Origin of the sequence: Actinosynnema sp. NPDC050801 (genome assembly GCF_040673975.1) — a bacterium.
Lineage (GTDB): Bacteria > Actinomycetota > Actinomycetes > Mycobacteriales > Pseudonocardiaceae > Actinosynnema.
This window is the reverse complement of sequence record NZ_JBFAQZ010000003.1, coordinates 130,423-153,567: the sequence shown is the minus strand read 5'-3', so window position 1 is coordinate 153,567 and position 23,145 is coordinate 130,423. Positions and strand designations below refer to the sequence as shown.

The 23,145-nt window shown below is 71.6% G+C and carries 16 protein-coding genes; 9 read left to right on the top strand and 7 right to left on the bottom strand.

Going from position 1 to position 23,145, the window contains the following annotated elements; translation table 11 throughout:
- The first annotated feature begins 155 nt into the window (after positions 1 to 155).
- Positions 156 to 1,295: a DUF418 domain-containing protein gene (locus tag AB0K14_RS08730; protein ID WP_360451030.1), complete on the top strand. Its 1,140-nt coding sequence runs from the start codon at positions 156 to 158 to the stop codon at positions 1,293 to 1,295.
- Between the two features lie 45 nt (positions 1,296 to 1,340).
- On the opposite strand, the gene AB0K14_RS08725 is transcribed toward AB0K14_RS08730, so the two are convergent.
- Positions 1,341 to 3,629, bottom strand: coding sequence for a hypothetical protein (locus AB0K14_RS08725; protein WP_360451027.1), 2,289 nt, complete (start codon positions 3,627 to 3,629; stop codon positions 1,341 to 1,343).
- Between the two features lie 159 nt (positions 3,630 to 3,788).
- On the opposite strand from AB0K14_RS08725, the gene AB0K14_RS08720 reads away from it, so the two are divergent.
- A complete protein-coding gene (locus tag AB0K14_RS08720) occupies positions 3,789 to 4,655 on the top strand; it encodes a maleylpyruvate isomerase family mycothiol-dependent enzyme (RefSeq protein WP_360451025.1) in 867 nt (288 codons plus the stop codon).
- 69 nt (positions 4,656 to 4,724) lie between these two features.
- Here the strand turns inward: AB0K14_RS08720 and AB0K14_RS08715 are convergent, their stop codons facing one another.
- Positions 4,725 to 5,507: a helix-turn-helix domain-containing protein gene (locus AB0K14_RS08715; RefSeq protein WP_360451022.1), complete on the bottom strand. Its 783-nt coding sequence runs from the start codon at positions 5,505 to 5,507 to the stop codon at positions 4,725 to 4,727.
- Positions 5,508 to 5,603: 96 nt separating this feature from the next.
- Between AB0K14_RS08715 and AB0K14_RS08710 the strand changes: the two genes are divergently transcribed.
- A complete protein-coding gene (locus AB0K14_RS08710; protein WP_360451019.1) occupies positions 5,604 to 5,954 on the top strand; it encodes a VOC family protein in 351 nt (116 codons plus the stop codon).
- Between the two features lie 63 nt (positions 5,955 to 6,017).
- Here AB0K14_RS08710 and AB0K14_RS08705 read toward each other — a convergent pair whose 3' ends face one another.
- The 4 genes from AB0K14_RS08705 to AB0K14_RS08690 all read right to left on the bottom strand — a co-directional run bounded on the left by AB0K14_RS08705 (position 6,018) and on the right by AB0K14_RS08690 (position 13,355).
- Entirely contained in the window at positions 6,018 to 8,222 is a 2,205-nt protein-coding gene (locus AB0K14_RS08705; protein WP_360451016.1) for a discoidin domain-containing protein, read from the bottom strand.
- 123 nt (positions 8,223 to 8,345) lie between these two features.
- Entirely contained in the window at positions 8,346 to 9,389 is a 1,044-nt protein-coding gene (locus AB0K14_RS08700) for a LacI family DNA-binding transcriptional regulator (protein WP_360451013.1), read from the bottom strand.
- 108 nt (positions 9,390 to 9,497) lie between these two features.
- Positions 9,498 to 11,867 (bottom strand): glycoside hydrolase family 3 C-terminal domain-containing protein, encoded by a 2,370-nt coding sequence (locus AB0K14_RS08695; RefSeq protein ID WP_360451010.1) that lies wholly within the window; start codon positions 11,865 to 11,867, stop codon positions 9,498 to 9,500.
- A 261-nt stretch (positions 11,868 to 12,128) separates the two neighbouring features.
- Entirely contained in the window at positions 12,129 to 13,355 is a 1,227-nt protein-coding gene (locus AB0K14_RS08690; RefSeq protein WP_360451008.1) for an ROK family transcriptional regulator, read from the bottom strand.
- A gap of 186 nt (positions 13,356 to 13,541) precedes the next feature.
- Between AB0K14_RS08690 and AB0K14_RS08685 the strand changes: the two genes are divergently transcribed.
- The 6 genes from AB0K14_RS08685 to AB0K14_RS08660 are packed head-to-tail and all read left to right on the top strand — an operon-like array spanning position 13,542 to position 20,781.
- Complete coding sequence (locus tag AB0K14_RS08685) at positions 13,542 to 15,200, top strand: ABC transporter substrate-binding protein (RefSeq protein WP_360451006.1); 1,659 nt, start codon at positions 13,542 to 13,544, stop codon at positions 15,198 to 15,200.
- A 53-nt stretch (positions 15,201 to 15,253) separates the two neighbouring features.
- Positions 15,254 to 16,342 carry an ABC transporter ATP-binding protein gene (locus tag AB0K14_RS08680; RefSeq protein WP_360451003.1) on the top strand — a complete coding sequence of 363 codons (1,089 nt, stop codon included), beginning with the start codon at positions 15,254 to 15,256 and terminating at the stop codon, positions 16,340 to 16,342.
- On the top strand, positions 16,339 to 17,319 hold the full coding sequence (locus AB0K14_RS08675) for an ABC transporter permease (RefSeq protein WP_360451000.1): 981 nt from the start codon (positions 16,339 to 16,341) through the stop codon (positions 17,317 to 17,319). The genes AB0K14_RS08680 and AB0K14_RS08675 overlap by 4 nt, the downstream gene beginning before the upstream one ends.
- Positions 17,320 to 17,322: 3 nt before the next feature.
- Complete coding sequence (locus tag AB0K14_RS08670) at positions 17,323 to 18,315, top strand: ABC transporter permease (protein WP_360450998.1); 993 nt, start codon at positions 17,323 to 17,325, stop codon at positions 18,313 to 18,315.
- The gene (locus AB0K14_RS08665) at positions 18,312 to 19,322 is read left to right on the top strand and encodes an ABC transporter ATP-binding protein (RefSeq protein WP_360450995.1); all 1,011 of its coding nucleotides are present in this window, start codon (positions 18,312 to 18,314) and stop codon (positions 19,320 to 19,322) included. The genes AB0K14_RS08670 and AB0K14_RS08665 overlap by 4 nt, the downstream gene beginning before the upstream one ends.
- Before the next feature lie 46 nt (positions 19,323 to 19,368).
- On the top strand, positions 19,369 to 20,781 hold the full coding sequence (locus tag AB0K14_RS08660; protein WP_360450992.1) for a GH1 family beta-glucosidase: 1,413 nt from the start codon (positions 19,369 to 19,371) through the stop codon (positions 20,779 to 20,781).
- 131 nt (positions 20,782 to 20,912) lie between these two features.
- Here the strand turns inward: AB0K14_RS08660 and AB0K14_RS08655 are convergent, their stop codons facing one another.
- Entirely contained in the window at positions 20,913 to 23,048 is a 2,136-nt protein-coding gene (locus AB0K14_RS08655) for a discoidin domain-containing protein (protein WP_360450989.1), read from the bottom strand.
- Between the last annotated feature and the right edge of the window lie 97 nt (positions 23,049 to 23,145).

Here is a 23,145-nt window from a genome sequence, read left to right as displayed (position 1 = left end):
GTGACCTTGCGTGTTCACGATCCGCTGCCACCGGGTCATCCGTTCGGCCGAGCCGGTCGTCCGAAGGTGCGACACGACCGCGGACCTTCGGCCGACGATCGACCACCGCCCCTCGCCCTAACGTCGCCTCACGTGAGTTGTTCGGGAGGAGCGACATGGGTGGACGCATCGCGGCGTTGGACGTGCTGCGCGGGGTGGCGATCCTCGGCACGTTGGGGGCCAACGTCTGGATCTTCACGCACCCCGAGGGGGTGATGGGGTTCCTGACCGAGTTCGGCGGGGGTGCGGGCGACACCGCGACCACGTTGCTGCAGATGATCAGCAACGGGAAGTTCCTCGGCCTGCTGTCGATCATGTTCGGCATCGGCCTGGCGATCCAGCACCGCTCGGCGCAACGGCAGGGGCAGCGGTGGCCGGGCTGGTACCTGTGGCGCTCGGCGCTGCTGCTCTTCGAGGGCCTGGCGCACTACGTGCTCATCTTCGAGTTCGACGTGCTGATGTTCTACGCCGTGGTGTCCGTGCTGGTCGCCTACCTGGTCGGGCGCGGCCCGCGGGTCCAGACCGGCTGGATGGTCGCGGCGGGCGTGGTGAACCTGGCCGTCGTCGGCCTGATCACGGCGGCGCTGCTGGCCGAGGGCACGACGGTCGGGGATGCGGGGATCGTCCTGGCCGCGGACAGCTGGTGGGGCGGTGTGCGGGACCGGGTCGAGCACTTCGGGATGTTCCGCGCCGAGGGGTTCCTGGTGCTGCCGCTGAGCACCCTGCTGTTCCTGGGTGGTGCGCGCCTGTTCAAGGCCGGCGCGCTGGAGGACTCAGCGCGGGGCGCGCGGATCCAACGGCGGCTGATGGTGTGGGGCCTGGGTGTCGGCGTGCCGCTGAACGTCGCGGCCACGCTCGCCGGGCCGGAGTGGTTCGCCGTCGAGCGGTACGCGTGCGCGCCGGTGGTCGCGTTCGGGTTGCTCGGCGGGATCACCGCGCTGGTCAACCGGATGCGCGCCGAGCCGGGGCGGCTGCGCCGGGGCGTCACGGCGGTCGGCCGGTCCGCGCTGAGCAGCTACATCGCGCAGAACGTGATCGCGTCCGCGCTCTGCTACCGGTGGGGTCTCGGGCTGACCGAGCGCTGGGGCCACCTCGGCCCGTGGTTCACCGTCGGCATGTGGCTGGTGATCTCGGTCCTGCTGCTGGTCGGCGCGTCGTGGTGGATGCGCCGGTTCCCGCGTGGACCGGTGGAAACGGTGTGGAACCTGGCGTACCGGGCGCCGCAACGGCGACGCGCGGTGCAGCCGACGGGCTGAGGACCGGCGGGTGGGCACCGGTGGATCCCGGTGCCCACCCGGCCGTCACGGGGTGTCCACCAGTGCCTGTCCGCCGTCGCCCAACCCGCTGACGTTCGTGAGGCCCGGGTGCTGCACCGGCCGCAACGCGGGCTTGCCGCTGGACGGGATGCCCAGGTCGGCGGACTGGTTCCAGCCCCACACCCAGAGTCGGCCGGAGGCGTCCAGCACCTGTCCGCCGTGGTAGTGGCTCACGACGTCGACCGCGCCGCCGATGCCCTCGACGCGGGCCGGCACGTTCCTGATGCACTCGTGGCAGTCGGTGCCGTCGCCGAGACCGGCCCACGCGCTCGTGCCCCACGACCAGACCGTGCCGTCGTCGCGCACGGCGTAGCCGTTCTGGTTGTCGCCGTCGACCGCGACGACGCCGGTCAGCCCGGAGACGCGCACCGGGATCCGGGACAGGCCTCCGGTCGTGCCGTCGCCGAGGGTGCCGTTGTGGTTGGAGCCCCACGCCCAGACGTTCCCGTCGGCGGTGACGGCGAACGCGTTGGACGAGCCTGCGGCGATCTCGACGACGCCGGTGAGGCCGCTGACCCGGACCGGCACGTTCGACTCCGGGGCGGTGGACCCGTTGCCGAGCTCGCCGTGCTCGTTCCAGCCCCAGGCCCACACCGTGCCGTCGGCGCGCAACGCGTACCCGGTGCCCCAACCGCCCGCGATCGCGGTGACGCCCGTCAGCCCGGAGACCTGCTGCGGCCACTTCGCCGGCGGCCACACCCCGCCGGTGCCGAGCGCGCCGTAGGCGTCGCCGCCCCAGGACCAGACCGTCCCGTCGGCCCGCAGCGCGTAGTGGGTGTTCGAGAAGCCCGCCCCGTCGGTGTTGGTGACCGCGACGACCCCGGTGAGCCCGGGCACCCGCACCGGGAACGGGACGTGGGCGGTGGCGTTCCAGTCGTCACCGGTGTTGTGGCCGGCGTTGAAGCCCCAGGCCCACGCCGAGCCGTCGGCCAGCGCCGCGGTCCTCGACGCCACCGACACCACACCGGACAACCCGTACAGCGGAGTGGGCAGGGTGTCGCCCGTCCTCGTCCCGATGCCGAGGTAGCCGCCGTTGCCGCCCCACACGTACGCGCAGTCGTGGGTGCACGGCGCGGGCGGCATGGCGAAGTACCCGGCCAGGTCCACGGCGACGTGGGCGTCGCCCGCGTTGTTGTAGGCGTAGAAGCGCCCGCCGTCGACTTCGCCGCTGATCTCGACCACGGCGAGGTTCGCCGCCGTCCGGCCGCGCGTCAGGTTCAGGTTGGACGTCCACGGACCGTGGATGTTGGTGTACTGCCAGGCGGTGACGTGGGTGTCGGCGGTCGGTGCGATCCCGGTGATGTTGACGACCGCGCCGATGGCCTCGTTCGGCACCGCCGCGCCGGGGACGACGCCCCGGTGCTGCGCCTGCCCGATGGGCGTGCGGTTCTGGTCGTGGTTGCCGGTGCCGTCGCGGGTGTCGAAGACCCGCTGCGGTGCCGACGGGGTGAACAAGGCGCCGAACTCCGGTGTGTAGAAGCCCTGGATGTCGACCAGCAGCTCGATGGAACCGGCGTTGTTGTACAGGTTCACCAACCGCCCGGCGCCCAGCGCGACGGTCGTCAGGTTGGGATTGGTGCCACCGGTCGGCACGTTCACCGTCGAGGCGTTGGGCCGGGCGCCGCCGGCGGGCCACGCGGTGACGAACGTGTTCGCGGTCGCGGTCGCGGCGGTCACGTTGAGCGCGACCGCCGTCGCCGACCGCGGCACGGCCCACGAGAGGTCCAGCGTCGTGGTGCTCCCGGCGCCGGCGCGCACGCTCAGCACGCGATTCGGCTGCACCGGCAGGAACCTCGACCCGGTGCCCGTCGAGTAGTACCCGGCGAGGTCGACGACGACATGGGTGCTGCCCGCGTTGTTGTAGAGGTCGAGCACCCGGTCCGCCCCGACGATCACGGTCACCAGGTTCGCCCGCGTCTCACCCGCCCGCAGGTTCAGGTTGGACACCACGGGCCGCGCCTGCCCGTGCGGCCAGGCCGTGACGTACGTGTCCGCGGTCGGCTCGGTCCCCGTCAGGTTGAACACGACCGCGGTGGCCGAGGCCGGGACCCGGCCGGCCAGGTCGACGGTCGTGGTGCCCCCGGCACCGATCGGCCCCCGGCCCGTACGGGTGTCCAGGACCCGCGTGGGCGACAGCGCCGTGTAGGTGGACGCGACGGCCGCCGCGTCCGGTGGTCCGGCCACTGCGGCCGGTGGTCCGGCCGCCGCGGCAGGCCCGGCCGGAACGACCACGACCAGGGCGGCCGCCATCAAGGCAGCGGTGAGAAACCGCATGAGATCCCCCCGTACTTCGAGTCCCCCGACCCGGATTCGAGGCTAACAGCCCACCACCGGACGACCGCGGCTCCGCAGGCGTCGCAGTCGAGGAGAACCCGGGGCGGGCCGGCGCTGCTATCGTCCGGTGGTCGCCACACGAACGACTGGGGGGTTGCCGTGGGGGATGTGTCCGAGCAGTGGTCCGCGGTCCGGGCCGCGCTGCCGGTCGTGACCAGGCGGTTCGCCGAACTCGTCGTCGCCTCGGACCCGGATGCGCGCGCCACGTCCGACTGGACCGTGACCGACACCGCCGCGCACGTCGTCATGATCGCCTCGATCTACACCACGCTCCTGGCGCCCGACGGCGGAGAGGTCGCCGACCCGGCCCTGGCCGAGTTCATCCCCACGGTCACCGTGGACACCGTCGCCGACCTGAACGCCCTGGCGCTGACCCGGTTCACCGAGCGCGACCCGGCGAAGCTCGCGGCCATGCTGCGGTCCATGGTGGCCTCCATCCTGAACCTGACCGCGCAGGCCGATCCCGAGCGGACCGTGCCGTGGTTGGGCGCGTCGAAGGTGCCCATCGGCGGTGTGCTCGCCCACCTCGTCAACGAACTGCTCATCCACGGCTGGGACATCGCCCGTGCCGTCGGCACGCCGTGGTCGATCCCGTCGCGCGAAGCGGCGCCGTTCTTCGACCTGTTCATCATCGGCCTGCTGCGCAACGACGTCGGCAGCCTGCTCGACGGCGCGCCACCCCGCGACCGCCGCATCGCGGTCGCCTTCAGCTCCCGCTACACGACGCCGGTGACGGTCGTCCTGCACCGGGGCCGGGTGACGGTCGAGGAACCGGGTGGTCCGGTCGACGTGCGCCTTGGCTTCGACCCGGCGGTGCTGCACCTGGTGCTGTTCGGCCGGGTCAGCCGGACCCGGGCGGCGTTGACCGGGAAGCTGCGGGTCAGCGGTAAGCGGCCGTGGCTGCTGCCGACGTTCCTGCGCGCGGTCCGGATGCCGACGAACTCCCTGCCGCTGTCCGGGAACTAGCCGCCCGACCGGATCCGGGCCGACCCCAGGCCGAACAGACCCAGGGCGAGCAGACCCAGGGCGAGCGGCTCAGCCGGACAGCAGCCGGCGCAGCGCGGTGGGCGTGTTGCCCAGGTGCTCGCGGACGGTGCGGGTCATGTGGGCCTGGTCGGCGAAACCCAGGTCCACCGCCAGACCCGCCAGGTCGACCTCGCCCGCCTCCAGCCGTTCGACCGCCCGCCCCACCCGCACCCGGTTGCGGAACCTCGTCAGCGACACGCCGACCTCGCGGCTGAACGCCCGGCTCAGCCGGTACGGCGACACGCCGAGCGACTCCGCGAGCGGCACCAGCCCGGCCGACTCGGGCGCGTCCGCCAGCACCGCCTCGCGCGCCGCGGCCACCACCGCGCGGTCCGCCACACCGGGCAGCGGGCGGTCCGAGACGCGGCCCACCGCCGCACCCACCAGCCGGACCAGGTCCTCGGCCACGCCGAACTCCACGTCACGGCCCGCCACGAGCCGGCGGTGCGCCAGCTCCACCGCCGCGTCGACGTAGAACGCGGTCCGCGCCGGCCGGTCCTCACCCGCCACGGACCGCCACAGCGCCGGCCGCACCCACACCGCCGTGCACACGTCACCGCCGGCCGGGTGCGCGAACCGCACCGGCTCGTCCGGCGCGTGCAGGTACGCCGTGCCCGGCCCGGCGTCGAACACCCCGTCCCGCGCCCGCCGCCGGAACCGGCCGCGCCGCACCAGCACGACCAGGTGCCCGGACCCGAGCTCGGCCTCCGACCACCGGGCGTGCGCACCCGTGCAGGTCACCTGGTCGACCGCGAAATCGGCCGACGCCACGAGCGGGGTCTGGGTGAGCACGCCCCGGAACCTACGCCGGGGGTCCGACAAAAAAGTTCAATACCGCCGCCCGGCCGGCCGGAGAAGCTGTCCGCACCGAACCCGGAAGGAACGATCATGCGCTTGGCCACGATCCTGCTCGACAGCGCCGACCCGGCGGAGCTCGCGGAGTTCTACGCCGCCGCGACCGGCTGGCGCTCGACCTACGCCGACGACGACTTCGTGTACCTCGGCAACGGCGGCACGGTGCAGCTGGGGTTCCAGCGCGTCGCCGGCTACCAGGGCCCGAGCTGGCCCGACGACCGCAAGCACGCCCACCTCGACTTCGCCGTGGACGACGTGGGCACGACCGTCGCGGCGCTGCTCGAACTCGGCGCGCGCAAGCCGGACTTCCAGCCCGGCGCGGAGAAGTGGACCGTCCTCACCGACCCCGAGGGCCACCCGTTCTGCGTGATGCCCGCCGGATGACGTGAACCGCCCCGCCGGGACCCGGCGGGGCGGTTCGTCGACCACGCGGTCAAGCGGCGGTCGTCACGGGTAGTTGACGACGTACCGCTGCTGGGTGGCCGTGTTCGCGGCGCCGCCGATGCCGTTCACGACGTTGTCGATCGTGCCGACGCCGCCGAGCGACACGGTCACCAGGTCGTGCAGCCGGACACCCGGCCGGTTGGGCACCTCGAAGCCGTTCGCCGTCCGCACGCTCGGGTCGGCCTGGTTGAAGGCGTACACGCCCATGCCCCAACCCTCGTGCGTGGTGACGTGGTCGGCCACCTTGTACCCGGCCCAGCCCAGCTGGGAGCCGTTCATCCAGGCGGCCTGGTTCGGCGGGTCGTACGGCAGCTCGTTCTGGTAGAAGTACGTGCGACCGCCGTTGCCGTTCCACACCGTGTTGTACTGCTGGTAGTGCTCGACGAACAACCCGTACGCGGTCACGTTGTCACCGTTGACGACGACGCCGTTGCGGCCGGTGTTGGCGGTCCAGCCGGTGGGGCCCGTGCCGTGGTCGGCGCGCCACACCCACGTGTGGTCGACGATCACGTTGTCGCTGTTGATCTCCAGCGAGACCGTCGCCTTGCCCGCCTGGGGACCGCCGACGCGCAGGTACACGTCGTGCATCGAGGTCGGGTTGGTGGCGTGCGAGGCCGACGAGTTCGTCGGGCCGAGCTGGAGCAGCACGGGGGAGTTCTGCACACCGGCGTCCACCAGGAAGCCGGCCAGCTTGACACCGTCCACATCGGACACGGCCAGCGCGGCCTTGCCGGTGTCCGGCGACAACGTCGCCAGACCCAGGCCCAGCACCACGGTGTTCGGCCGGGTCACGTTGATCGTGTCGTTGAGGCGGTGCACACCGGGGGTCAGCAGCAGGTGCTTGCCCTGCGCCAGCGCCGCGTTGGTCGTCGCCACGGGGGTGCCGGGCTTGACGATGAAGAAGTCCGCGAGCGAGATCGACTGGCCGGCGGGCGCGCCGGACTCCCAGCTCGTGCCGCGGGAGTTGTGCCGCAGCGTGGGGACGAACACCTTGTACTCGCCGTTCTCGAAGTGCAGGAACGGCTTCTCGCGCACGACCGGCGTGGTGTCGACCGTGGTGTGCGAGGGGTTCGGGAAGTGCTGCGCGGGCGCGCCCTGCGTGCCGACGAACACCATGTTCCACACCGAACCGTTCCAGCCGCCCGCGAGGTTGCTGTTGCGGGTCAGGAACTGCTGCTGCGAACCGGACACCGTGACGCCGTCGATCTTGCTGTCCACGATCAGGCCGCCGGACGCCCAGCCGTCGCCGCCGTTCCACAGCTGGACCTGGCCGCTGAGGTGCATCCGCCGGTAGGACGCGGCCTGGGAGACGGCCCACCGCTCGATCTGCCCGGCGGGCAGGTTGACGTGCAGGTTCTCCGCCTGGCGCCAGAAGTTCTGGGTCGCGTTGCCCAGGTTGTTCGGGTTGTCGCCCTGCTGCAACCAGTCGGCCTCGACGCGCACGTGGCCGTTGAGCCGCACGTCGTCCGGCCGCAGGCCGAGGCCCGCGACCTGGGTGTAGAAGCGGAGGTTGACGTCCGCGTCGTACACGCCCGGCTTGTACAGCACGGCGTACCGCTCCGAGCCGAACTGGTTGGTCTTCATCTGGGTGGCGATCTGGTCCAACCGGGACTGCATCGCGGCGCGGTCGTAACCGGGGCCGTAGACGAGCACGTTCGGGCCGAAGTCCGGGTTGCGCGGGTCGGTCGGCGGGATGACGATGCCCCCGGTGGTCTCGGTGTTGACCGCCAGCTCCCACAGCGAGTAGCCGTAGCCGGTGGCGCGCGCCGTGCCGTGCACCCTCAGGTAACGGCCGCTGCCGGTCACGGTCAGGGTCTGCACACCGCCCGTGCCGGTGGTGGTGGAGTAGGCGGTGTTCCAAGTGGACGCGTTGTCCGACAGCTGCACCTGGAACGCCCGGCCGTAGGCGGCCTCCCAGGTGAGCGTCACGCGGCACACCTGCTGCGTGGAGCCGAGGTCGACCTGGATCCACTGCGGGTCGGCGAACGCGCTGGACCAGCGGGTGCCGGTGTTGCCGTCGACGGCGGCGGCGGCAGGGGTGCCGCCGTTCTCGACGGACGACGCGGTCGCAGGCCGGTTCAGCGCGGCGTTGGTCGTGCCGCACTCGGCGGCCTGTGCGGACTGGGTGATCACGGGGCTGAGCACCGCGGCGAGGCCGAGTGCCAGCGCGGCGGTCAGGACCCGTGACAGGGAACGGGGAGAGCTCATGGTCCTACCTGACGAGGTAAGGGGCGCGAGATGGCCCGGAGCTGTGCCTCCGTGGCACCGGAGGCGCTGAGAGAGCGCTCTCTCGGAGCGTAACGCCGATGTTGCGAAGACGTCAACGACGGTTCAGGCGGACTCGCGCACGACGAGCGCGGGCTCGAAGATGACCGATTCCGGGCGCAGTCCCGGTTCTTCGACGTGGTCGAGCAGCAACCGGGCCATCCCGGCCGCCATGTCCTCGACCGGTTGGCGCACGGTGGTCAACCGCGGCCGGCAGACCAGGGCGGGACTGCTGTCGTCGAAGCCGATCAGCGCCACATCGTCCGGCACGCGCCGACCGTGCTTGTGCAGCACCGCCAACGCGCCCTGCGCCATCAGGTCGTTCGCCGCGAACACGCCGTCGATCCCGGGGTGCTCGGCCAGCAGCCGTTCCATGGCCACCTCGCCGCTGGCGGCGGTGAACCCGCCCTCGGCGATGGGGACGTACGGGATCCCGTGCCGTGCCACGGCGTCGCGGAACCCGGTCAGCCGGTCCTGCGACGCGGGCACGTCCAGCGGCCCGGTGATCGCCGCCACCCGGCCGCACCCGCGCCGCACCAGGTGGTCGGCGGCGAGCTTCGCCCCCGCCCGGTGGTCGAGGTCGACGTAGCTGATCGGCACCGGGAGGGCGGGCCGCGCGAACAGCACGGCGGGCAGCTCGGCCTCGACCAGCCTGGCGGGCAACGGGTCCTCGGCGTGGGTCGAGACGAGCAGCGCGCCGTCCGCGCTGCCCTGCCGCAGGAACGCCAGCACGTCCTCCCTGGCCCGCTCGGTGTCGGCGACCATGAGCACCGGGTGCACGCCGCGCGTGCGCAGGAAACCCAGCACACCGCTGGCCACCCGGCCGAAGAACGGGTCGGAGAACACCCGCGTGGCGAACGCGTCCTCCTCGCCGGGGTCGCCCGCGCCCGACACCACCAGCGCGATCGTGCCGGACCGCTTGGTCACCAGCGACCGGGCCGCGCGGTTGGGCGCGTACCCGGTCTTGTCGATGGCCGCGCGGACGATCTCCTGGATCTTGCGGTCGACGTTGCGGGTGCCGTTGATGACCCGGGAGACGGTCGCGCGGGACACGCCGGCGACCCGCGCCACGTCCTCCAACGTCGGCGGAGTCGTCGGCGGTCTGCTCATGCGGCCTATTCTGCCACGCGCGGAGAGCGCTCTCCCTGCCTCGCTTCCCCCTTCGCCGCCCACCCGGCCGACCCCTCGGCAACCGGCGGTGCGCACGCGGGACCGGGCCTAGCCGCGGGCGACGCGGGTGGTGAGCGGGGTGGTGCCCGCCGACGGGCCGACCAGCAGCGTGAACTCGCCGGGCTCGGTCGTCCACCCGGCCGCGGTCCAGTGCCGGTACGCGCGCTCGGTCACCTCGACGTCGACCTCGACCGCCTCGCCCGCGCCGGCGGTGATCACAGCCCAGCCGGCCAACCACCGCTCCGGCCGTTCGACCGCGCTGTCCGGCCGCGCCAGGTAGACCTGCACGACCTCGCGCCCGGCGCGGTCGCCGGTGTTGCGCACGCGCACCCGGACACCGGACGCGGTGGCGGTGACCTCCCCGTACGCCCAGGTCGTGTAGCCGAGGCCGTGGCCGAACCAGTAGGCCGGTCGCGCGTCGGACCGGTGCCAGGCGCGGTAGCCGATGTGCAGGCCTTCGTCGTAGCGCAGCACGCCGTCCTCCGGTGCCACGTTCGACACGGGCAGGTCGCGCGCGGTGGCGGCCCACGTCGTGGGCAACCGGCCGCCGGGCTCGCGGACGCCGAACAGCACGTCGGCCAGCCCGTGGCCGGCCTCCTGGCCGGGGAACCAGGTCAGCAGCACCGCGGCCACCTCGTCGCGCCAGGGCAGTTCGACCGGGCCGCCGGAGTTGACCACGACCACCGTCCGGTCGTTCACCGCGCGCACCGCGCGGACCAGCTCGTCCTGGCGTCCGGGCAGGGCCAGCGACGTCCGGTCGAAGCCCTCGCTCTCGATCTCGTCCGTGGTGCCGACCACGACCACGGCGACGTCGCTCGTGCGGGCCAGCTCCACGGCCGCCGCCAGCTCGTCGGCCTCGCTCAGTCGGGGTGGGTCGGCCGCGAGGACGGTCGCCGTGCCGGTGTGTTCGCGCAGCTCACGGCGTGCCACGAGGTCGACGGTCGTGCCCTGGTCGAGGTGCGCGGTGGCCTGCCGGGACGGCGGGGTGAGGTGGATGACGGCCGGGTCGTCGGTGTCGAGCGGGACGTCTTCGTCCACCAGCCGCTCGCCGTCCACGTCGAGGGTGAGGCGGCCGAAACCGGCGACCGAGATCGTCCAGTCGCCGGTGACGTCCACCGTGAGCTTGCCGCGGATCTCCACCGTGCGTGCGCCGTCGACCAGCGGCACTTCAAGGATGCGGCCGAGGAACCGGTGCTCGGCGGTCAGCTCCGCGCCGTCGGCGTCGAGCAGCCGGACCAGCACGCCGGGCTCGCCGTCGTGCGGGTGGCGGGCGTTGGCGGTGGTCAGCGGCGCCGGTCGGTGCCGCGGTCGGACGCCGGCCGTGTGCACGACCTCGGCCACCTCGGCCAGACCGTCCACGAAGGACACGACCGATCCGGGGTAGACGCCCGCGCTGCCACCGCCCTGGATGCGGGCGGTGGCGGCGTTGGGGCCGAGGACGGCGACCTTCGCACCGGGGGACAGGGGGAGGGTGCCGTCGTTGCGCAGCAGCACGGTGCTCGCCGCGACGGCTTCGCGCAGCAGCTCCAGTGGCGATTCGACCCGCGGTTCCCGTGCGGTCGTGCCGTCGAGCGCGCCGACCCTGGCAGCCAGCCGGAGCAGCCGCGCGACCTTCAGGTCCAACGCGCTCTCCGGCACTTCGCCGTTCTCGACGGCGGCGACCAGGTCGTTCCAAGGACTCTCCGGGCCGGGCATGGCAAGGTCCTGGGCGGCGTTGGCGGACGGCGCGGTGGACCGGGTCGCGCCCCAGTCGGAGACGACCAGCCCGTCGAAGCCCCAGGAACCCTTCAGCGGCTCGTCCAGCAGCGGGCTCTCCGACATGGTGGTGCCGTTGACGCCGTTGTAGGCCGACATCACCACCCACACGCCCGCCTCGACGGCGGCCTCGAACGGGACCAGGTAGACCTCGTGCAGGGTGCGGTCGTCCACGTCGGCGTCCAGCGTCATGCGTTCGGTCTCGGAGTCGTTGGCCACGTAGTGCTTGGCGGTGGCCGCCACCCCGCCGCTCTGCACGCCGGTGATGTAGGCGGCGCCGATGCGAGCGGTGAGCAGGGGGTCTTCGGCGTAGCACTCGAAGTGTCGGCCGGCGAACGGCGACCGGTGGAGGTTGAGCGTGGGCGCCAGCAGCACGTCCACGCCCTTGCGGCGCGCCTCCGCCGCCAGCAGCACGCCGAGCCGGCGGACCAGCCCGACGTCCCAGGTGGCGGCCAGCGCGGTGGGGGAGGGCAGGGCCAGCGACGTGCTGCGCTCGTCCCACCCCTGGCCGCGCACCCCGATCGGCCCGTCCGACACCACGATCGACCGCAGCCCGATGTCCGGCTCGTCGTGCGTCCGCCAGACCGAGGCCCCGGTCAGCAGCCGAACCTTGCGCGCCACGTCCAACTTGCCGACCAGCAACCCCAACCCCGGCTCGTCCACACCGACCCCTCACCTCGGAGAGCGCTCTCCCGCCCACCTTCGGCCCCCACCACCCACCGTGTCAACCACCCTGAACGCAGAACTCGGCGCACCTGAACGCAGAACTCGGGGTACCTGAACGTTCGACTCGCCCGACCTGAAGGTAGGACTCGCGCGACCTGAAGGTAGGACACGCGCGACGTGAACGTAGGACTCGCGCGCGTGTCCTACGTTCGGAACGGGTGTGTCCTACGTTCAGGTACCCCGAGTTCAACGTTCAGGTCAGGCGATGTCGGCGCGGGAGGCCGGTTTGCGCGGGTCGGCGGCACGGTCCAGCAGAGCCGCGACGGGCAGGGTGGCGGCACCGACGGCGACCGCGTCCGGACCCAGCCGGCCCAGCTCGATCGAGATCTGCTCGTACGGGTGCCGCAACGCGTGCGCACGCGTCGCCGCCACGATCCGGTCCAGCTGGTGCGAGCCGAGGGCCAACCCGGCCCACCCGCCGAGCACGATCCGCTCCGGGTTGAACAGGTTCACCAGGTTCGCGATGCCCGCCCCCAGGTAACCGGCGGTTTCGTCGAGGACGCGGGCCGCCGTCTTCGACCGGGACGCGGCGTCGATCAACGCGGCCACGGCCGACTGCTCGTCGCCCCCGGGCAGCTCACGCCCCCGCGCCTTGCGGTACCGGTCGAGGATGCCCTCGGCGCCCACGTAGGCCTCCAAGCACCCCGAAGCACCGCACCGGCACGGCCGACCGCCGTACACGATCGTCGTGTGCCCCCACTCGCCGGCCGAACTGGTGGCGCCCCGGTACACACCGCCGTCGGTCACGACCGCCGCACCGACCCCCGACCCGATGAGGGCTATCACCACGTGCCGAGCCCCACGACCGGCGCCGAACCACATCTCCGCCTGGCCCTGCGTCTTCGCCCCGTTCTCCACGTACAACGGCCACGCGGACTCCGACGCCGAGGCCACCAGCTCCTCCAGCCGCACGCCGTCCCACCCGATGGTGGGCGCGTGCACGACCGCCGTCGTCCCCTGCTCGACCGTCCCGGGAACGCCGATCCCGACGCCGAGCACGGTCGATGCCGGGACTCCCGCCGAGGCGACCACGTCCCGGACCGACGACGCGATCAACGACGCGACCGCGGCCGGCGACGACGGCGACAAGGCGTGGTCGAGAGCGGCCAGCTGCGTCAGCGACAGGTCGAACAGCTCGACCTTGATCCCGGTCTCGCCCACGTCCACCCCGACCACGTGCCCGAACGCCGGGTTGACGCGCAGCAGCACCCGTGGCCTGCCGCCGTCCGAGTCGACTGAACCCGCCTCCACCACGAGCCCGTCGTCGACCAGCTCCGCGGTCACGTTCGACACCGTCGCGGCCGACAGCCCGGACAGCCGCGACAGCTCGTACCTGCTCAAAGGCCCGTCGAAGAACAGCGTCGACAGCAGCGTCGACCGGTTCTGCCGACGCAGGTCGCGGACGGTGGTGCGCTTCGGTGCCACGTCCCGGACCTTAGTTTGCGACTTAAAATTAGTCTAAGTTTGTAACCTGTTCGTGATTGACGTGACTTGGCTCACCGGGGTTGAGTCTGCAACGACACGAGGACGCCGACGGCGTCCCAGCCGCGATGGCACCCGCGGCCCGCACTCACGAGCGCTCGCCCTTCCCCCGCCCGACAAGGAGAACCCATGCGACTCAGGCGAACGTCCGCCCTCGCCGTCGCGGCAGCACTGCTGTTCTCGGCCGCCTGTTCCACCACGAACCCCGGTGCGAACAGCACGAACGAAGGCGTGCTGAACGTGGGCATGCCGAACGGCCCGCAGACCGAGAACAACAACCCGTTCCTCAACACGTCGGCGGCCAGCTCGCTCGGCTACCGCCGGCTGATCTTCGAGCCGCTGGCGATGGTCAACGAGACCAACCCCACGGAGAAGCCCAAGCCGTGGCTGGCCACCGAGTGGGAGTGGTCGGACAACTACGGCAAGCTGAGCCTGACCATCCGCGACGGCGCGACGTGGTCGGACGGCAAGCCGCTCACCGCCGAGGACGTGGCGTTCACCTTCGAGCTGCTCAAGAAGAACCCCGGCCTGAACGTCGACTCCGTCCCCTACGACGTGGTCTCCACGTCCGGCAACAAGGTCGACGTCGCCTTCCCGAGGTCGCAGTTCGTCAACCAGAAGAAGATCCTCGAACAGCTGATCGTGCCCAAGCACATCTGGTCGACGATCGCCAACCCGAGCACGGACGCGGTCAAGACCCCCGTCGGCAGCGGCCCGTACACGCTCAAGACGTTCACGTCGCAGACCGTCACGCTGACCGTGCGCGACTCGTACTGGCAGGAGCTGCCGAAGGTCAAGGAGGTCCGCTACACCTCCTACAGCGACAACAACGCGCAGACCACCGCCCTGGCGACCGGCGCGGCCGAGTGGAGCTTCGTGTTCATCCCGAACTACGAGGCCGTCTACACCTCCAAGGACCCCGAGCACTACAAGCTCTACTTCCCGCCGGTGCTCGGTATCCACGGCCTGTGGTTCAACACCAAGGTCAAGCCGTGGGACAACCCGGCCCTGCGCCGCGCGGTCAACATGGTGATCAACCGCGACGACATCTTCGTGCAGGGCGAGGCCGGGTACTTCTACCCGAAGGTCGACAACATCACCGGCATCCCGACGCCCGCCGGTGACTCCTACATCGCGCCCGAGTTCAAGAGCAAGATCGTGAACGTCGACGTCGAGGACGCCAAGAAGGAGCTGACCGCCGCCGGCTTCACCTTCGACGGCGACAAGCTCAAGGACCCGTCGGGCCAGCCCGTCACGCTGAAGATGACCGTGCCGTCCGGCTGGTCGGACTACGTGACGAACCTGGAGATCATCAAGGACAACGTGTCCAAGATCGGCATCGAGGCCACGGTCGACCTGCCGAACGCCGACGCGTGGAGCAAGGCGCTCGACACCGGTGACTTCCAGGCCGCGCTGCACTGGACCAACAACGGTCCGACGCCGTACGACATCTACGAGAACATCATGAACGGCGCGCTGTACAAGCCGATCGGCGAGGGCGGCATCAACGGCAACTACGGCCGTTACGAGAACCCCGAGGCGACCGCGCTGCTCAACGAGTACGCCAACGCCGCCGACGACACCGCCCGCAACGCGGCCCTGCACAAGCTCCAGCAGATCCACGTGCGGGACATGCCGGTCGCCATCACCTCCGCGGCCAACGCGGGCGGCCAGTACAGCACGAAGAACTGGGTGGGCTGGCCCGACCAGGCCAACCCGTACGCGCCCGCCCAGCCCACGCTGGAGAACGCGCTCGACGTCGTCATGCACCTGAAGCCGGCCGCATGACGACCAGCACCGCACCGTCGGCCTCCGGGACCACTCCAAACCCTTCTTCCGGGGTGGTCCTGGAGGCCGATGGCCTGACCAAGCACTTCCCGGTCCGCAAACGCGGGCGCGAGCTGCTGTCCCGGACCGTGCGCTCGGTGCGCGCGGTCGAGGACGTGACGCTCAGGCTGCACCGCGGCCGGGTCACCGCCCTGGTCGGCGAGTCCGGTTCGGGCAAGTCGACGGTGGCCCGGTTGCTGGCGCAGCTCTACCCGCGCACCGCCGGCGCGATCCGGCTGCACGGCGAGGCCGTCGAGGTCAAGGGCGGCAAGCGCTTCCGGGCGTACAGCAAGCGCGTCCAGATGATCTTCCAGGACCCGTTCGCCTCGCTGAACCCCGTGCACACCGTGCGCTACCACCTGACCCGCGCGTTGAAGATCCACGGCAACGCGGGCCGGACGCCGCAGGAGTTGGAGCGGGCGCTGGCCGACCTGCTGACCCGCGTGCAGCTCACCCCGCCCGAGCGGTACGTCGACAAGTTCCCGCACGAGCTGTCCGGAGGTCAACGCCAGCGCGTCGCCATCGCGCGCGCCCTCGGCGCCGACCCCGAGGTGCTGCTGGCCGACGAGCCGGTGTCGATGCTGGACGTCTCCATCCGGCTCGGCGTGCTGAACCTGCTGCGCGACCTCAAGGAACGCCTGCACCTGGCGATCCTCTACATCACCCACGACATCGCGTCGGCCCGCTACTTCGCCGACGAGACGTTCGTGATGTACGCCGGGCGCGTGGTCGAGGGCGGCGACAGCGAGACCGTGACCCAACGGCCCGCGCACCCGTACACGCAGCTGCTGATCGACTCCGCCCCGGACCCCGACCGGCCCGCCGCGCAGGAGAAGGACGGCGGCACGGGGGAGCCGCCGAGCCTGATCAAGCCGCCCGAGGGCTGCCGGTTCAACCCGCGCTGCCCGCACGCCATGCGGGTCTGCGCGGAACGGGTGCCGCCGCGGTTCGCCATCGGCGACGACGGCGCGCGCGGCACCGAGGCGCACTTCGCCGCCTGCTGGCTCTACGGCGACGACCTGTCCGAGGGCGACAAGGTCAAGCTGCGCGTCGTCGAGGTCGGGTCCGGGACGACCGGCGCCGGCCCAGGGGAGGTGCCGTGAGCTACCTCCTCAAGCGGATCGCGTTCTACCTGTTCACCGCGTGGGCCGCGATCACCATCAACTTCTTCATCCCGCGGGTCATCCCCGGCGACCCGGTGCAGGCGCTGATCACCCGCTCGCGCGGCCAGATGACCAGCGAGGCCGTGCAGTCGCTGTACGTGCTGTTCGGGCTGGACAAGGACGCGAGCCTGGTCGAGCAGTACGTCGACTACCTCGGTCAGCTGCTGCGCGGCGACCTCGGCCTGTCGTTCACGCACTTCCCGTCACCGGTGTCGCAGGTGCTCGGCGACGGCCTGCCGTGGACGCTGGGCCTGGTCGGCATCACCACCGTGCTCGGCTTCGGGATCGGCACGGCGCTGGGCACGGTCATCGGCTGGCGGCGCGGCTCGTGGGCCGACGCGCTGATCCCGGTGACCACGTTCGTGTCGTCCATCCCGTACTTCTGGCTCGGCCTCATCGCGATCGCGCTGCTGACCGGCCCGGACAGCTTCTTCCCGGCCTCCGGCGCCTACGACGGCGGCCTGGTGCCCAACCCGGACCTGCAGTTCATCGGCAGCGTGCTGCGGCACGGCATCCTGCCCGCGTTCACCATCCTGATCTCGTCCATGGCGGGCTGGATCCTGTCCATGCGCAACATGATGGTCACGGTGGCCTCCGAGGACTACGTGACCGTCGCGCACGCCAAGGGCCTGTCCGACCGCCGCGTGATGGTGGCCTACGCCGCGCGCAACGCGTTGCTGCCCAACGTCTCCGGGTTCGCGCTGTCGCTGGGCTTCATCGTCGGCGGCACGCTGCTGGTCGAGATCGTGTTCTCCTACCCGGGCCTGGGCCTGCAGCTGTTCCAGGCCGTCGGAGCCAAGGACTACCCGCTCATGCAGGGCATCTTCCTGATCATCACGTTGTCCGTGCTGCTGGCGAACTTCCTCGCCGACGTGGCCTACCTCGCGCTCGACCCGCGCACCCGACGGGAGGGCTGAGCCGTGACCGTGGTTCCCACCACCGGGACGGCCACCCCGGTCGCCGCGCCGGTGAAGCGCCGCCGGCTGCGGTTCGTGGCCAACCCCAAGGCCACCACCGGCCTGGTCATCCTTGGCTTCTTCGCCCTGATCGCGGTCATCGGGCCGTGGATCGCGCCGTACGACCCGTCGGCGCGCGGCAACGACCTGCTCCAAGGACCGTCGGCCGCGCACTGGTTCGGCACCACCCACCTCGGTCAGGACATCTTCAGCCAGATCGTGGTCGGCACGCGCAGCGTCATCGTGGTCGGGTTCGTCGCGGGCCTCGTGGCGACGGTCCTGTCGATCCTGGTCGGCGTCACGTCCGGCTACCTGGCCGGTGCGGGCAGCGAGATGCTCTCCGCGCTGTCGAACGTGTTCCTGGTGCTCCCGGCGCTGCCGCTGATGATCATCATCACGTCGACCCTGCCGGAGACCGGGACGATGACCATCGCGCTGGTCATCGGCCTGACCTCGTGGGCCTGGGGCGCACGCGTGCTGCGGGCGCAGACGCTGTCGTTGCGCGGGCGCGACTACGTGGAGGCCGCGCGGGCCACCGGCGAGAAGACGTGGCGGATCATCCTGTTCGAGATCATGCCCAACCTCACCGCGGTCATCGCCTCCGGCTTCGTCGGCACGGTCATCTTCGCGGTGACGCTGGAGATCACGCTGGCGTTCATCGGCATCGGCGCGGGCGGCGACTGGAACTGGGGCACGGTCCTGTACTGGGCGCAGAGCCAGCAAGCCCTCGGGCAGGGCGCGTGGTGGTGGTTCGTGCCCGCCGGCCTGGCGATCGCGCTGCTGGGCACCGCGCTGTCGCTGGTGAACTTCGGCATCGACGAGTTCGTCAGCCCGCGCCTGCGCGGCAGCGGCAAGACCAACGTCAAGACCGCCGACGGCCACACGGTCCGGATGCGCGTCGGCTTCACGCCGGTGCTCGCCACGACGACTCCGTCCGAGGGAAGGGAGAGGCCGTGACCGACGCGGTGCTGGAGATCCGCGGCCTGAACGTGGACTACGGCCTCGGTGACGAGGCCGTGCACGCCGTCCGCGACGTGGACCTCACCCTCTACCGGGGCGAGGTGCTCGGCCTCGCGGGCGAGAGCGGCAGCGGCAAGTCGACCCTGGCCTACGGCCTGACCAGGCTCCTCCCGCCGCCCGGCGTGATCGCGGGCGGCGAGGTGCTCTACCACCCCGACGGCGGCGACCCGGTCGACGTGCTCCGGATGAACCACCAGGAGCTGCGGTCGTTCCGCTGGGCGGAGGTCGCGATCGTGTTCCAGGGCGCGATGAACTCGCTCAACCCGGTGCACCGGATCTCCGCCCAGCTCACCGACGTGATCAAGGCGCACGACCCGCGCAGCACGCCCGCGTCCCGGCTGGCCCGCGCCCGCGAGCTGCTGCACCTGGTCGGCATCTCCGCCGACCGGCTGGACAGCTACCCGCACCAGCTCTCCGGCGGGATGCGGCAACGCGTGATGATCGGCATGGCGCTGGCGCTGGAGCCGAAGGTCGTCATCATGGACGAGCCGACCACCGCCCTGGACGTGGTGGTGCAGCGGCAGATCCTGCGCCAGCTCGTGGAGCTGCGCGAACGGCTCGGGTTCTCGGTCGTGTTCATCACCCACGACCTGTCCCTGCTGGTCGAGTTCTCCGACCGGATCGCGATCATGTACGGCGGCCGGATCGTGGAGCAGGCGGACTCCGCCGACCTCTACCGCGACCCGCTGCACCCCTACAGCCACGGCCTGCTCAACTCGTTCCCCGCGCTGCGCGGACCGAAGCGCGAGCTGACCGGCATCCCCGGCTCACCACCGGACCTGCGCGCGATGCCTGCGGGCTGCGCGTTCCACCCACGCTGTCCGCACGCAATGGAGCGCTGCGGTGTGGAGGTCCCGGTGCTCGGAACCCCCTCGGCACAAGAGGGCCCGGCCGACCGCACCGTGGCCTGCTGGCTGCACCCCGTTCACGACAACGGGCTCTGACCCCGTTCACGACGACGGGTTCCGACCTCCAGAGGAGTTTCCCCAAGTGGAGAGTTACACCGACACCACGGCGCCGACCGTCGGGCTCGACCCCGCGATCGACACCCTGCCCGCCTCGTTCCGCTGGGGCGTGGCGACCTCCGCGTACCAGATCGAGGGCGCCCACGACGAGGACGGTCGCGGACCGTCCATCTGGGACACGTACTGCCGGACGCCCGGCATGGTGCACAACGGCGACAACGGTGACGTGGCGTGCGACCACTACCACCGCATGCCCGAGGACGTCGCGCTGATCGGCTCCCTCGGCGTGGACACCTACCGCTTCTCCGTCGCCTGGCCGCGCGTGCAGCCGGGCGGCAAGGGCCCGGTCAACGCGCCCGGCATGGCGTTCTACGACCGGCTGGTGGACGAGCTGCTCGGCCAGGGCATCACCCCGTGGGTCACGCTCTACCACTGGGACCTGCCGCAGGAGCTGGAGGACGCGGGCGGCTGGCCCGTCCGCGACACCGCCTACCGGTTCGCCGACTACTCGATGCTCGTGTTCGAGGCCCTGTCCGACCGGGTGCGCCACTGGACCACGCTCAACGAGCCGTGGTGCTCGGCGATGCTCGGCTACTACGAGGGCCGCCAGGCGCCCGGCAGGCAGGACTTCGGGGCGGCCATCCACTCCGTGCACCACCTCCTGCTCGGCCACGGCCTGGCCACGCGGCGGATGCGCGAGGCGGCCACCGTGCCCATGGAGTTCGGCATCACGCTGAACATGAGCCACGCCAGCCCCGCCACCGACAGCCCGGCCGACCACGACGCGGCCCGCCGCGCGGACGGCCTGTCCCGGCGGATCTACCTGGACCCGCTGGTGCGCGGCCGCTACCCGGCCGACGTGGTGGCCGACCTGGCCGCGCGCGGGGTCGGGATCCCCGAGGAGCCGGGCGACCTGGAGATCATCAAGCAGCCCATCGACGTGCTGGGCGTGAACTACTACTCCAGCTCCAAGTTCTCCGGTGTGGACGAGGCGGGCAACACCGAGGACGCCGACGGCGTGCCGGTGTGCCGGGAGGTCCGCTACGGCCGCCCGGTGACCGCGATGGACTGGGAGATCGTGCCCGAGGGCTTCACCAACCTGCTGGTGCAGATCGGCGAGGACTACCCGGGCGTGCCGATGGTCATCACGGAGAACGGCGCGGCGTTCGACGACAAGGCCGACGAGGGCGGCTTCGTCCGCGACGACGACCGCACCGCCTACCTGGACTCGCACATCGCGGCGGTGGCCAAGGCCCGCACGGCCGGCGCCGACGTGCGCGGGTACTTCGCGTGGTCCCTGATGGACAACTTCGAGTGGTCCTACGGCTACGACAAGCGGTTCGGCCTGGTGCACGTCGACTACGACACGCAGGTCCGCACCCTGAAGAGCAGCGCGTTGTGGTACCGGGACACGATCCGCCGCGTTCGCGGCAGCTGACCGGGCGGAAGAGGGGCGTGCCGCGGGGCACGCCCCTCGCTCGCGCGTCGCCGCCGCAGTGGCCGCGCTCGGCGGTGCGATGGTCGAAGGGCCGGAGGGACGTGTTCCCTCCGGCGCCTCACCGTGCCGCGTCAGCGCCGGTAGACGCCGAGTTCGTAGAGCGAGTAGCCCCACCCGGTGCCGCGCTGGGTGGCGTGCAGCCGCACGTACCGGGCGGTCGCCGTGACGTCGATCGAGTCGACGCCCCCGTTGCCGCTCGTCGTGCCGTACACGGGGCGCCAACCGGTGCCGTCGTCGGACACCTGGATCTCGTACGCCCGGCCGTACGCGCCCTCCCACACCAGCTGCACGTGCTGGAACGTGGTCACCGCGCCGAGGTCGACCCGCAACCACTGCGGGTCGGACCAGTCGGTGGCCCAGCGGGTGCCCGCGTTGCCGTCGACGGCGTTGGCCGGCGGGAACGGCGCGCCGTCACCCACCTGCTGGTGGGACGATGCCGTGGTCGGCCTGTCCTGCGCCACGTTCACGCCCGCGGGTCGCGGCGCGACCACCCGCACCGACCTGGTCTCGATGCCGATGTTGCCGCGGCCGTCCTCGGCCGTCACGTACACCTTCCACACGCCGAGCCGGTCGGGTGCGGTGACGGTCAGCCGGTTGCCGTCGACCTGCACGGGCGTGAACGCCAGACCGCCGCTGTTGTCGACGTACTTGCTGTTGAACGCCGCGGACCAGGTGATCGGGTCGCCGTCCGGGTCGCTCGCGGCCACGTCGACGTCCAGCCGCGCGCCCGCCGGGACGCTGGTCGGCAGGGTCATGCCGGTGATCACCGGCGGGGTGTTGGCCGGTGTCGCGCCGCCGAACGCCCGCTGCACCGCGTAGAACGACAGCCGCTTCTTGCCCGCCGGGGTCAGGTTGAACCACACCGCGCCGAAGTCGTACTCGGTGCCGTAGTGGAACAGCGTGCCGCCGAACGACACGCCGGTGTGCCCGGTGATGCAGTTCCACGCCCGCGTGTAGCCGTCCCGCTTCTGCACGTCCGTCGGCTCGCTCGGCACGCCGTTGACGTCGTCGGGCACCTCCCACTCGCCGGCCGGACCGGCCTCGGTGAGGATGTACGGCTTGGTGTGGCCGCCGTCGACCCAGTCCTGCCGGACCTGGCACACGTTGCCGTAGGAGTTGACCGAGTAGAGGTCGAGGTCGGGGGCGTGGGCCTTGAGGTAGACCCAGGCGCCGGTCCACGCGTCGGTGTTGGTGACCGGGTGGTTGCTGTCGATGGCGTGGATCGCGCGCGCGGCCTCGTTGACGTACTTGGCGTACGCGACGCGCTGGTTCTCCAGCACCGTGCCCGAGTAGCAGTTCTGCAAGCCCAGGATGGACTCGTTGCCCACGTTCCACATGAGCACGCCGGGGTGGTCCTTGTAGGTGGTCACCCACTGCCGGATGGTGTTGAGCATGTCGTTCTTGTAGGTGGTGTCGGTGACGTAGTCGACGCAGCCGCCGGAACCGGGGCCGCCGCCGGGCTGCAACCAGAAGCCGTTCATCACCCTGAGGCCGTTGGCCGCCGCCGCGTCCAGCAGCGGTCGCGTCGAGCCGTCGGTGCCCCAGGTGCGCAAGGTGTTGACGCCCATGGACTTCAGCTCCGGCATGTACCGGGCCGCGTCGGCCGCCGGCGGGCCCCAGGTGAGGCCCTTCACCGTCCACGGCCGACCGTCCACCACGAGCTGCCAGTTGCCCTGGGACCCGGTGACGTGCACGCCCGTACCGGGCGTGGGAGTGTCGCCCTGGGTGCCGTAGACGCGGAACTCCCACAAGGAGTAGCCGTAGCCGTTGGCGCGCTGCGTGCCGAGCACGCGCACGTACCGGCCGGCACCAGTGACGTCGAAGCCCTGCCTGCCACCGGTGCCGGACGTCGTGGTGTGGACGGTGGTCCAGGCGTTGCCGTCGGGGGAGACCTGGAGCTGGAACGAGGTGGCGTGCGCGGCCTCCCAGTCGAGCTCGACGCGGTCGAGGGTCGAGGTGGCGCCGAGGTCCACCCGCAGCCACTGCGGGTCGCTCCACGCGCTGGCCCAGCGGGTGCCCGCGTTGCCGTCGACGGCCGCCGACGCGGGCGTGCCCGTCCCCTCGGTCGAGGAGGCGGTGGCGGGCTTGCCCTGCGAGAGCAGCACGGGCGCGGCGCTCGCCGTGCCCGGGACCACGGCGAGTCCGATGAGCAGGGCGAACCCCAGGACGGTGGCCGACACCGTGCCGGCGGATCGGAGGCGGTACATGGCGTCTCCAGGGGGATTGTCGGGTCGAGGTGCGGGAGAGCGCTCTCTCAACCCTGCCCGAAGTGTCGCGAACCGTTCGTGGATCTGTCAACGAGGT

Coding starts and splice junctions, on each gene's coding strand:
- AB0K14_RS08730 (WP_360451030.1), top strand. CDS start 156: ATGGGTGGACGCATCGCGGCGTTGGACGTGCTGCGCGGGGTGGCGATC.
- AB0K14_RS08705 (WP_360451016.1), bottom strand. CDS start 8,222: ATGAGCTCTCCCCGTTCCCTGTCACGGGTCCTGACCGCCGCGCTGGCA.
- AB0K14_RS08725 (WP_360451027.1), bottom strand. CDS start 3,629: ATGCGGTTTCTCACCGCTGCCTTGATGGCGGCCGCCCTGGTCGTGGTC.
- AB0K14_RS08655 (WP_360450989.1), bottom strand. CDS start 23,048: ATGTACCGCCTCCGATCCGCCGGCACGGTGTCGGCCACCGTCCTGGGG.
- AB0K14_RS08700 (WP_360451013.1), bottom strand. CDS start 9,389: ATGAGCAGACCGCCGACGACTCCGCCGACGTTGGAGGACGTGGCGCGG.
- AB0K14_RS08685 (WP_360451006.1), top strand. CDS start 13,542: ATGCGACTCAGGCGAACGTCCGCCCTCGCCGTCGCGGCAGCACTGCTG.
- AB0K14_RS08710 (WP_360451019.1), top strand. CDS start 5,604: ATGCGCTTGGCCACGATCCTGCTCGACAGCGCCGACCCGGCGGAGCTC.